The organism is Niallia sp., assembly GCF_031978665.1.
Classification (GTDB): domain Bacteria; phylum Bacillota; class Bacilli; order Bacillales; family Cytobacillaceae; genus Niallia.
On sequence record NZ_DALZDK010000019.1, the window covers coordinates 36555 to 48384 of the forward strand.

An 11830-nucleotide genomic window follows, 5' to 3' on the forward strand; every position below is an offset into this window, starting at 1 on the left:
CGCCATGTGGTGAGTAAAGCAGGTAGACCAGATGTGTTTTTTACCGAGTTTACAAACACAGAGAGCTATTGTCATCCAGAGGGAAAACAAAGTGTCCGTGGACGACTAACTTTTACCGAAGATGAACAGCCAATGGTTGCACATATATGGGGAGACAAGCCCGAATATTTTCGCCAAATGAGTATTGGTATGGCGGAGCTTGGATTTAAAGGGATTGACCTTAACATGGGCTGTCCTGTCCCAAATGTGGCAGCCAAAGGGAAGGGAAGCGGGCTTATCCTACGTCCAGAAGTCGCTGCAGAATTAATCCAAGCGGCGAAAGCGGGGGGATTACCGGTAAGTGTAAAGACAAGACTTGGTTACACGGAGCTTGATGAGTGGCAGGATTGGCTAACACATATATTAGAACAAGATATTGCCAATCTTTCTATTCATTTACGGACAAGAAAAGAAATGAGCCAAGTGGATGCGCATTGGGAGCTAATCCCGGAAATCAAGAAGCTCCGTGATCGCATTGCACCAGATACGCTTTTGACAATCAATGGGGATATTCCTGATCGTCAAACTGGCTTGAAGCTAGCTGAACAATATGGTGTTGATGGGATTATGATTGGCCGTGGTATTTTTAAAAATCCATTTGCCTTTGAAAAAGAACCGAGAGAGCATAGCAGCAAGGAATACCTTGATCTCTTAAGATTGCAGCTGGATCTCCATGATAAATATTCAAGTGAATTAGAGCCGCGTCCATTCCAAGCTCTTCATCGCTTTTTTAAGATATATGTGAAAGGATTTAGAGGAGCGAGTGAATTAAGGAATCAATTGATGAGTACGAAGTCTACGGATGAAGTGCGTGCGATGCTTGATGGTTTTGAGATTGTCGAGTGAGGAAATGTTGATGGGATTAGGGGCAAAAAACTGATAAAAGATAGAGCTGATATTATAAATGGATGTTATGAGTAGGTATTAAACTGTACTCATGTCATCCATTTTTTTTGGGTTTAGTATGAAAATGAAAATTATCGTTATTATCCTAGTTAAAATGATGCTACCTGTAGAATAGAAGAATAAAATTTGAAAAAAATAGGATGTCAGAATTGAAAAATCTCAACTTAAAAAAGGAAGGAGAAGGAGTTTAACTCATTATAATTGAATGTGGTAAAATATTTATATATCTGTATATGAAAGGTAATAACTCAATGAATATGTTAGAAATAATCTCTATGCCATTTACTCATTCTTCAATAGATTCTTTGTATGGTAAGTCCTATTCTGACTATCCAGTTGTGTATTTCTTAAACAATAATACTATGGTTTATATCGGAGAAACGGTAGCTGTACGAAACCGTATGAAAAATCATTTGAAAAATCCAGAAAGAAAATCTCTTGATAAGATGACGGTTATTATTCATGAAAAATTTAATCGTTCAGCAACCTATAATATTGAAACAAAACTGATTAATTACTTTTTAGCAGATGAGCGCTATAAGCTTCAAAATAAGAGTCAGACAGTTGATAGTGTTAGTCACAATTATTATGATAAGCCATTTTATAATGAAAAGTTATTTAATGAACTATGGGATCAGTTAAAGGAAAAGGATTACGTTACTCACTCGAGAGAAGTTATTGAAAATAAAGATATATTCAAGCTATCTCCTTTCAAAGAATTATCGATTGAACAAATTGAATTGAAAGAGAAAATTATTGATGTATGTGAAAAACATATTAATGATGAAAGGCCCTTTGTTTTCCTTGTTAAAGGTGAAGCCGGTACTGGAAAGAGTGTTGTCTTAAGCGCTGTTTTTAATCGGATACAAGAGCTAGCAAAGGAGAAATCATCAGCACTTTATAATAGTAATAATTTTTTATTAGTTAATCATGGTGAGATGTTAAAAACATATCAAAAAATTGCAGGAAAAGTAAAAGCGCTAAAAAAGAATAATTTTGACAAGCCTACACCTTTTATAAACAAAAGGAAAAAGGCTAATGAAAAAGCGGATATAGTTTTTGTGGATGAAGCACATTTATTATTAACCCGAGCAGATAGCTTTAATAATTTTAATGAGAATAACCATCTAGAAGAGATAATGAAACATAGCAGAATTGTCATATTGGTATATGATGATAAGCAAGTATTAAAAATGAAAAGCTATTGGGATAAAAATAAGCTACTACATCTTGTAGATAATCATCACTCAGAAGAATACATACTAAAAAATCAATTTCGTATGCAGGCAAGTCTTGAAATAATTAATTGGATTGATCAGTTTGTAGAAAAAAAGATACTACCTATTCCTAAAGAGGAAGAGTTTGATTTTCAAATTTTTGATTCAGCAGTTCAGATGTATAAAAAAATATGTGAGAAAAATAAAAACTTTGGCTTAGCAAGAGTGGTATCAACTTTCGATTATGTTCATAAAAAAGATGGTGAAACTTATTATATAAAAGAAAATCAATTTAAATTACCTTGGAATACTACTACTAATAGAGATACAACCTGGGCTGAAAGGGAAGATACTATAAAGGAAGTTGGCTCTATCTACACAATTCAGGGATTTGATTTGAATTATGTTGGTGTAATTTTGGGACCATCGGTTACGTATGACCAGGAAAAGGATGAATTAAAAATAATTACAGAAAATTATAAGGATACAGAGGCGTTCAAAGGAAAAGATGCATTCGATGACCCTAAATATATAAAGGAAAGAATAATTCTAAATTCAATAAATGTTCTATTGAAGAGGGGAATAAAAGGGTTATATATATATGCAAGTGACCCAGAACTAAGAGGACATTTAATGAGACTTTATGAGAATCGGACGGAGAACTATGAAATTCTGAAGGTTGCAGAGGATAAGAGTGAATATCATTAATAATAGGTAGACAAGAATAAGTAAGTGAAGAAGGTATGTTGACTTTGAAGTATTTGGATTCATTTTATATAGATGACAGTAAAAAAATAGATAAAGTTTTATCAAAGCTAAAAGCTAACTATCCTGAAATAGATTGGCAAACGGATATGCGTGAAAATGTTGATATTTCGTTAATTGTCCCATCTTTTCAATATGAAAAAGCTGAACAAATTTATGAAAAACTCAAAGAGCAAGGATATAATTTTGAAGCATCAATTTTTGATCCATTAATTAAGGAAATTGTAAGCTTTCGAGACGAAAGAAATTGGAGACAATTCCATAATCTTAAGGATTTAGCTATATCCCTTTCTTTGGAAGCAAGCGAATTATTGGAAAACTTTCAGTGGAAAACTAGTGAAGAAGGTATAGTTGCCAATATGGAGAATATTAAAGATGAAATAGCAGATGTGGTTATATACGCATTGTTGATGTCTAATGAGATTGGAATAAATTTGGAACATGCTATTAAAGAGAAACTTCGTAAAAATAATCAGAAATATCCAGTTGATAAGTCTTTTGGATCGAGTAAGAAATATACAGATTTATAAGGTAGAGTTTAATTAATTAGACTTTTAAAGATTTCTTAACTTTTAATATTAGGTATTTGAGAATAGTATTAAATAAACATTTTATTTCGTCTCTACAACTAGCTAGAGGCGTTTTTTGTGTTGTTTTTAGTATTTACCATACACAAATCAAAGTTCCTCTAATTATTCTTATCCTTCCTGTTCGTTGTATAGAGAAAGAGAAACTTATTTGGCAATAGGAAGGAATCATTATGATTTATCCTGTATTAACAAAGAAAGCTATTGATATGTAGGCAAGCTAGAGTAGAAAAAATTTTACTAATTGGAGAGTTAAGGAATTTAAGCCCTTTTAAAACTATATATTATTTTGATGATTATTTTCCTATTTAAGAACGTAACTAAAACACAGGAAAAGATTATGCGAATTAAATTACCAATTTTTTTATTAAACCTGAACATATCCGATTTTAAAAGTTATAGGAATATCTCTAATTATTCAAAAAGGAGGAACCCCACCATGATCACCCTAACCGGCAACAACCTAACCTTATCCCAACTAAAAAAAATCCTCTACACCAACGAACCCGTCCAACCTTCAAAAGAAAGCCTAACAAAAGTAATAAGCAGCAGAAAGGCTGTTGAAGAAATCGTAAACCAAGAAAAAACGGTCTACGGTATTAATACAGGCTTCGGTAAATTAAGCGACGTCCGCATTGATAAGGAAGATGTGGAAACACTGCAGCTCAATTTAATCCATTCTCATGCCTGTGGAGTAGGTGAACCTTTTCCAGAAGTGGTTTCAAGAGCCATGTTGCTTCTTCGTGCGAATGCTTTACTAAAGGGATATTCAGGAGTTCGCCCTCTTATAATTGATAGATTACTAGCACTTCTGAATAAAGCAATTCATCCCGTCATCCCGCAGCAAGGATCCCTTGGTGCAAGCGGCGATCTTGCGCCTTTATCCCATCTTGCCTTGGCACTTCTCGGAGAAGGAGAGGTATTTTATAAAGGAAAAAGAATACCTGCACTAGAAGCGTTACAGGCTGAGGACGTTGAACCAATCAGGCTTTCCGCAAAGGAAGGGCTAGCACTGATTAATGGAACGCAGGCGATGACGGCGATGGGGGTTGTAGCCTACTTAGAAGCGGAGAAACTGGCCTATCAAGCGGAACAAATTGCTGCCGTTACGATGGAAGGGCTAAGGGCGATTATCGATGCTTTTGATGATGACATCCATCAGGCAAGAGGATATCAAGAGCAAATAGACGTAGCTCAGCGGATGCGAGCCTATCTTGCTGGAAGTAAGCTAATAACGAAGCAAGGAGAACTACGTGTCCAAGATGCCTATTCGCTTCGGTGTATTCCCCAAGTACATGGTGCTACTTGGCAGACGTTGCAATATGTTAAAGATAAATTGGAAATAGAGATTAATGCAGCGACAGATAATCCTTTGATTTTTAACAATGGGGAAAAGGTTATTTCTGGTGGGAATTTTCATGGTCAGCCGATTGCGCTTGCGATGGACTTTATGGGGATTGCGATGGCGGAGCTGGCGAATATTTCGGAGCGGCGGATTGAACGGTTAGTTAATCCTCAATTAAATGATTTGCCAGCATTTTTGAGCTCAAAGCCTGGCTTGCAATCTGGGGCGATGATTATGCAGTATGTCGCAGCTTCATTGGTTTCGGAAAATAAAATATTGGCACATCCGGCTAGTGTGGATTCGATTCCGTCTTCTGCAAATCAGGAGGATCATGTCAGTATGGGCACGATTGGTGCGAGGCATGCGTATCACATTATTGAACATACACGAAAAGTATTGGCGATTGAATTGATCTGTGCATCACAGGCTGCAGAAATCCGCGGAAAAGAAAAGATGGCAGCTCTTACGAAAAAGTTAGTGGAACAAGTAAGAAAATATGTTGCTTCAATGGATGAGGATCGGATTTTCTCGGAGGATATCGAGAAGTTAAATAAAGCATTGAAGGAATCAGGTGAAATGGATTTAGGGGGAATTAATGATAAAAAAATATAGCATCATTCTATGGCCTGCCTACTGTTATAATAGTGTCAAAGTCATTATATAAGGGAGCAGGTTTTAATGTTTAAAATCTTGATTGCAGACCGTGACAGGCAAGAAGTGAATGGAATCGAATGGCTTGTTTCGAAATATTCATCACCGGATTTTATCATCGAGAAAAGAAATGAGCTGGCTGATGTATTAACCGTGCTCGAAACAAATTTACCGGATATTTTGTTCATTGAATTAGACATGATCCCGGATACGCATTGGAGGATGGTTCAATCCTATATTAATAGATATGCAAAGAATGTCGTTACCCTTACAGCTGAAACTACGTTTGAGCGTGCGATGCAGGCGATGTCAATCAAAGCAGTCGATCTACTTGTAAAACCATTAACGCCAAATCTCGTCAAGAAAGCCTTTCAAGAATTAATGCGAATGCAATTAACCCCCATGACCGATGAAAAAAATACCACAAGAACAGCATATGACTCGAAATATGAAGCACTTTTTATTGATGACCTGATACCGTATGAATACCCAGTATTCCTCATAGAAAGTGAATGGAATGAAGCATTGGATGAAATAAGAGCATTTAGTAATGAATTTGATTTTTATTACAAACCCGTTATTTTTTCGACGAGTGATCATTTGGTCCTTGCCTTTCAACATGAACTACAGGATGAAATCAATGAAGCCAAACGGTTCTTAAGAGAATGGGAAATTGACCATGATGCGCCGCTTGCGATTGCCATCAGTCGTCGCGATCGGCATTCCCTCTATCAGACGTATAATCACTTAAGAAAAGCGATAAACGTAACGTTTTATACAGGATACCGTCAAGTTATTTTGGCCAATGATTTTCACGAATGGGTAGAAAGAGATCCTTTTTTAACGATGGAGCAGCAACGGGATTGGGTCTATATGCTTGATGAAAAGGAAATTAGTGAAATAAAGGCATGGATGTACGGCGAATTTTTCAGCATGAAAAGTCCTTATCCTTCTCCTAGTATGCTTCGAACGAGGTTAACGAGTATTCTCGCACAAGTTCGTCGCTATATGATTAAAAGCGGACTGCAAGACAGCAGCAGTGAGAATTATTATAAGGATGTTTTTAATAAAATCTTAAATTATAGTGTTCTCTATCGAATTGTCCAGGAAATCATTTTGTTTATTGATTACTTATTTGATGTGCAAAATAAACAAGTAGAAAAACCAAAGCTGGATATCATGGAAGCAGCGATTACTTATATGGAAAAAAATTATTATCGCTCCGATTTATCATTAGTCGAAGTGGCGAATCACATTGGCCGAAGCCCATCTTACTTCAGCTATTTATTAACCAACAAAAACAACAGAAGCTTTCGAGAAATCCTAACAACTATCCGCATTCAAAAAGCAAAGAATATCTTAAGCACCTCCGACACACCAATCCAAAACACAGCAAAATTAGTCGGCTTTAATAACCCAAACTACTTTAGCCGCATTTTTAGAAAACAAACAGGACTATCTCCAAGAGAGTTTATCAGACAGCAAATTCTTTAATTTTGAAGAGGCCTCTTTTTGAAAACCATTCCCAGAGGCTTCTTAAGTTTAACTACGTATATACCCTTATTATCTAATATTTTTACCCTATCCAAAATAATTATCATTAATTTAAACGTTTACAACCAGCTTGTCAGATACAACACGTAAATAATTATTCTTTTTCATAAGTTAATTACCTATTATAATTTATAAATTTTGATAAAGTTTAAATTATAAGAAAATTTAATTATTTAGGGGTTGGTATATGTGACAAAGATAAAAAGACAAGTCGAACAATATACAGGTACTACGTTACACGCGAAAAATTGGATATCTGAAGCAGCCTTACGGATGTTAAACAATAACCTGAACCCAGAAGTAGCGGAAAATCCCGATCAATTAGTTGTGTACGGCGGTATAGGGAAAGCGGCACGGAACTGGGAATGCTATGAAGCGATTGTGAAGGAATTAAAGCAATTGGAGGAGGACGAAACATTGCTCGTCCAGTCAGGAAAGCCAGTTGCTGTGTTTAAAACACATAAGGATGCACCAAAAGTGTTAATTGCCAATTCCAATCTCGTTCCGGCATGGGCTAATTGGGATCACTTTAATGAATTAGATAGAAAAGGCTTGATGATGTATGGGCAAATGACTGCTGGAAGCTGGATTTATATTGGTAGCCAAGGAATTGTCCAAGGTACCTATGAAACCTTTGCAGAATGTGCCCGTCAACATTTTGGAGCCAGCCTGAAAGGAACAATCACACTAACTGCCGGTCTTGGCGGAATGGGTGGAGCACAGCCGTTAGCTGTAACTTTAAATGAAGGGGTGTGTATCGCGATAGAGGTCGACCAACATCGTATTGACCGCAGGCTAGAAACGAAATATTTGGATACCTCCACAGATAGTCTAGAAGAGGCAATCCGTTTGGCAAAGGAGGCAAAGCAAGAAGGGCGTGCTCTATCGATTGGCTTACTCGGAAATGCAGCTGAAATTTTACCTCAAATGATTGAAAGAGGCTTTATACCAGATGTACTGACAGATCAAACCTCTTCCCATGATCCACTGAACGGCTATGTGCCTGCACAAATGACGCTCGATGAAGCGGCAGAACTAAGAACTTCCAACCCAGAAACGTACACCATATTAGCGAAAAAGAGTATTGCCGCACATGTGCAGGCGATGTTAGATATGCAAGCAAAAGGAGCTGTTACCTTTGACTATGGTAACAATATTCGTCAGGTTGCAAAAGATGAAGGAGTAGCAAATGCTTTTGATTTTCCTGGTTTTGTCCCAGCATATATCCGTCCTCAATTCTGCGAAGGAAAAGGACCATTCCGTTGGGTAGCATTATCAGGTGATCCGGAAGATATTTATAAAACAGATGAGGTCATTCTAAGGGAATTTAGCGACAATGAGTCTTTGTGTAAGTGGATTAAAATGGCACAGGATAAAATCAGCTTTCAAGGCTTGCCATCCCGGATTTGCTGGCTTGGTTATGGGGAACGGGCAAGGTTTGGAAAAATTATTAATGACATGGTTGCAAGTGGAGAATTGAAAGCACCAATCGTCATCGGGCGTGACCATTTAGATTCTGGCTCTGTTGCATCGCCAAACCGTGAGACTGAAGGGATGAAGGATGGCAGTGATGCTGTTGCAGATTGGCCAATTTTAAATGCGTTAATCAATAGTGTTGGTGGCGCAAGCTGGGTGAGTGTACACCATGGTGGCGGTGTTGGTATGGGTTACTCTCTTCATGCGGGCATGGTCATTGTAGCGGATGGAACAAAGGATGCGGAAAAGCGGATGGAACGAGTATTGACGACAGACCCAGGCATGGGGGTAGTTAGACATGTCGATGCAGGTTACGAGGCTGCTGTGAAAACAGCGAAAGAAAAAGGAATCCATATTCCGATGCTAAAAAATGCGGAGGTGTGATGCTTGACGGATTTACTGTTTATTAAACATGCAGCACAGCTAATTACGATGGAAGGTCATTCTGAAAAGCCAGCTAAAAAACAAGCGATGAGCGAGATTACTGTGATTGAAAATGGAGCAGTGCTCGTTAAGGATGGCAGGATTCTTGATGTTGGGAAAACAAGTGCAATCGAAGCAAAATATTCAGAATTAATTGCGGATGCAAACCATATAGATGCGACGAATAAGACGGTAACACCAGGTTTAATCGATCCACATACACATTTGGTCCACGCCGGTACAAGAGAAAAGGAATATGCGATGCGCCTCCAAGGAAAAACCTATATGGATATTATGAATGCCGGTGGAGGAATTCATGCGACCACTCGTGCGACACAGGGAGCGTCTTTTGAGCAATTATACACGGAGTCAAAAGCAAGATTAGATCAATTTTTACTCCATGGTGTGACAACAGTAGAAGCGAAAAGTGGCTATGGCTTGTCCTTAGAGCATGAAATAAAACAGCTCGAGGTTGCAAAAAAACTACAGGAAGATCACCACATGGATATCGTTTCTACTTTTATGGGGGCACATGCCATCCCATTGGTAGATAAAGGCGATCCAGAACGTTTCGTTGATCAAGTGATTAACGAGATGATTCCGGAAGTGGCAAGTAGAGGCTTAGCAACGTTTAATGACGTCTTTTGTGAACGAGGTGTGTTTACGCCAGAACAATCACGACGGATATTAGAAGCTGGGAAGGAATATGGATTAATTCCAAAAATCCATGCCGATGAAATTGAACCATACGGTGGTGCAGAACTAGCGGCAGAAGTAGGTGCAATTTCTGCAGATCACTTATTAAGAGCTTCGAATCAAGGGATCGAAAAGTTGGCAGAGCGTGATGTCATGGCTGTTCTATTACCAGGTACTGCATTTTTCTTGATGGCAGAATTTGCGGAAGCGAGAAAAATGATTGATTATGGCGTTGCTGTAGCCCTATCAACAGATGCCAATCCAGGGTCCTCGCCAACCCTATCACTCCCGTTCATTATGAATTTAGGTTGCTTGAAAATGGGAATGACACCAGAAGAAGTTCTCACCGCCACAACCATAAATGCAGCTCATGCCATTGGCCGTGCTAACACGATAGGTAGCTTAGAAAAAGGAAAGCAAGCAGACATCACCATTTTCGATGTACCCAATTATCTAACTCTATCCTATCAATATGGAATGAACCATGTGGATACGGTCATAAAAAAAGGAATACCAGTCGTCATAGAAAAACAGCTTCAATAAAGGTAGACATGATTGAATTTGGAGATATTACATTATCATCTCTAGGTATAGTATTAAAAAGTTTCATCGAAGGTTGTTTTTTTATGAATAAACTTTAACATCCTGAGTTGATTGGAGCGAAGGACACTTGACTCCTGCGGGAAAAAGAGGAAAGGCTGAGACCCCACAGGCGAAGCCGAGGAGGCTCAGCTTCCTCCCCGCGGAAAGCAAGTGTCAGGAGCGGAAATCAACGGGCCTCATTCCCAAAGAAAACATTTTTTAAGTATTATAAATTGGAGGAACGCGCATGGAAAATACCGAAAGACAAATCCCTTTAGAACAAGGAAAAAGTCCAAATAGTAGTCTAAAAGTTTTTAAGTTTGTTGTTTATAGCTTAATCGGTATTTTTACTTTTTTCATCCCTATTACCATCAATGGAAACTCTACAATCCCACTCGATCATCTAGTCACCTTTGTTCAACAATCCGTCCCAGTCGTCTTACCGTACTATGCGTTACTTGTCATATTATTTGGCGCCATTTATCCATTTGTAAATAAATCATGGAATAAAAATGCAGTTAATATCGTGTTATCTTTTTTCAAAGTCATCGGGCTTGTATTTGCCGTCTTTTATGTCTTTAAAATTGGACCAGCATGGTTTTTTGCACCAGGAATGGGGCCTTTCTTATTTGACAAGCTAGTTGTTCCTGTTGGAGTGCTTGTCCCAATTGGCGCAGTATTCTTGGCATTATTAGCAGGATATGGATTATTAGAATTCATTGGAGTCTTTCTGCAGCCAGTTATGCGCCCTATTTGGAAAACGCCAGGTCGTTCTGCAATTGATGCCGTTGCCTCCTTTGTAGGAAGCTATTCTATTGGGCTATTGATTACGAATAAAGTGTTTAAAGAAGGAAAATACAACATCAAAGAAGCAACGATTATTGCAACAGGGTTTTCCACTGTTTCGACTACTTTTATGATTGTGGTAGCGAAAACACTGGGTTTAATGGACATTTGGAATATTTACTTTTGGGTTACTTTAGTTGTAACGTTTGCTGTAACAGCCATCACTGTTCGAATATGGCCACTTAATAGAATGAGTGAGGAGTATTACCAAGGAAATGCGAATCCAGAAGAGGTGATTAAAGAGAAAAGATTACATCATGCATGGAAACAAGCAATGGATGCTGTTGATGACTCGTTACCAATCTATAAAAATATCGTTAGCAATTTAAAAGATGGATTTATCATGACAATGGCAATTTTACCATCTATATTATCTGTTGGGTTACTTGGCTTAGTATTAGCGGAATATACACCGGTTTTTGATATTATCGGGATGATTTTCTATCCATTCACATGGATTCTGCAAATTCCAGATCCGATGCTAGCTGCAAAGGCTTCAGCGGTTGAGGTTGCAGAGATGTTTTTACCAGCAGGGCTTGTAGCGGAAGCAGAATTAATTACTAGATTTGTCATCGGAACGTTATCAGTCTCAGCAGTTATCTTTTTCTCTTCTCTCGTTCCTTGCATTCTATCAACGGATATTCCAGTGAGTATTCCTAAATTGCTTGTTATCTGGATTGAGCGAACAATCTTGACACTGATTATTGTAACGCCAATTGCCTTTTTGCTATTATAGTTTGTTT

At 37.9% G+C, this 11830-nt stretch carries 8 protein-coding genes; all 8 read left to right on the forward strand.

Annotated elements, in window-relative coordinates; genetic code table 11:
• Nucleotides 1-885 (forward strand): tRNA dihydrouridine synthase (locus RTL21_RS11970; RefSeq protein ID WP_312096116.1); only part of this gene is annotated, 885 nt, incomplete at its 5' end.
• Nucleotides 886-1196: 311 nt separating this feature from the next.
• On the forward strand, nt 1197-2870 hold the full coding sequence (locus RTL21_RS11975) for a DUF2075 domain-containing protein (RefSeq protein WP_312096117.1): 1674 nt from the start codon (nt 1197-1199) through the stop codon (nt 2868-2870).
• A 254-nt stretch (nt 2871-3124) separates the two neighbouring features.
• Nucleotides 3125-3457 carry a nucleotide pyrophosphohydrolase gene (locus RTL21_RS11980; protein ID WP_312096166.1) on the forward strand — a complete coding sequence of 111 codons (333 nt, stop codon included), beginning with the start codon at nt 3125-3127 and terminating at the stop codon, nt 3455-3457.
• 496 nt (nt 3458-3953) lie between these two features.
• Nucleotides 3954-5471 carry a histidine ammonia-lyase gene (gene hutH, locus RTL21_RS11985; RefSeq protein ID WP_312096118.1) on the forward strand — a complete coding sequence of 506 codons (1518 nt, stop codon included), beginning with the start codon at nt 3954-3956 and terminating at the stop codon, nt 5469-5471.
• Between the two features lie 66 nt (nt 5472-5537).
• The gene (locus RTL21_RS11990) at nt 5538-7004 is read left to right on the forward strand and encodes a helix-turn-helix domain-containing protein (RefSeq protein ID WP_312096119.1); all 1467 of its coding nucleotides are present in this window, start codon (nt 5538-5540) and stop codon (nt 7002-7004) included.
• 249 nt (nt 7005-7253) lie between these two features.
• Nucleotides 7254-8924 carry a urocanate hydratase gene (gene hutU, locus RTL21_RS11995; protein WP_312096120.1) on the forward strand — a complete coding sequence of 557 codons (1671 nt, stop codon included), beginning with the start codon at nt 7254-7256 and terminating at the stop codon, nt 8922-8924.
• 48 nt (nt 8925-8972) lie between these two features.
• On the forward strand, nt 8973-10202 hold the full coding sequence (gene hutI, locus RTL21_RS12000; protein ID WP_312096167.1) for an imidazolonepropionase: 1230 nt from the start codon (nt 8973-8975) through the stop codon (nt 10200-10202).
• Between the two features lie 286 nt (nt 10203-10488).
• On the forward strand, nt 10489-11823 hold the full coding sequence (locus RTL21_RS12005; protein WP_312096121.1) for a YjiH family protein: 1335 nt from the start codon (nt 10489-10491) through the stop codon (nt 11821-11823).
• The last annotated feature ends 7 nt before the right edge of the window (nt 11824-11830 follow it).

Excerpts from the sequence above, each read along its gene's own strand:
- RTL21_RS11975 (WP_312096117.1), top strand. The coding sequence starts at position 1,197 with ATGAATATGTTAGAAATAATCTCTATGCCATTTACTCATTCTTCAATA.
- hutH (WP_312096118.1), top strand. The coding sequence starts at position 3,954 with ATGATCACCCTAACCGGCAACAACCTAACCTTATCCCAACTAAAAAAA.
- RTL21_RS11990 (WP_312096119.1), top strand. The coding sequence starts at position 5,538 with ATGTTTAAAATCTTGATTGCAGACCGTGACAGGCAAGAAGTGAATGGA.
- hutI (WP_312096167.1), top strand. The coding sequence starts at position 8,973 with ATGGAAGGTCATTCTGAAAAGCCAGCTAAAAAACAAGCGATGAGCGAG.
- RTL21_RS12005 (WP_312096121.1), top strand. The coding sequence starts at position 10,489 with ATGGAAAATACCGAAAGACAAATCCCTTTAGAACAAGGAAAAAGTCCA.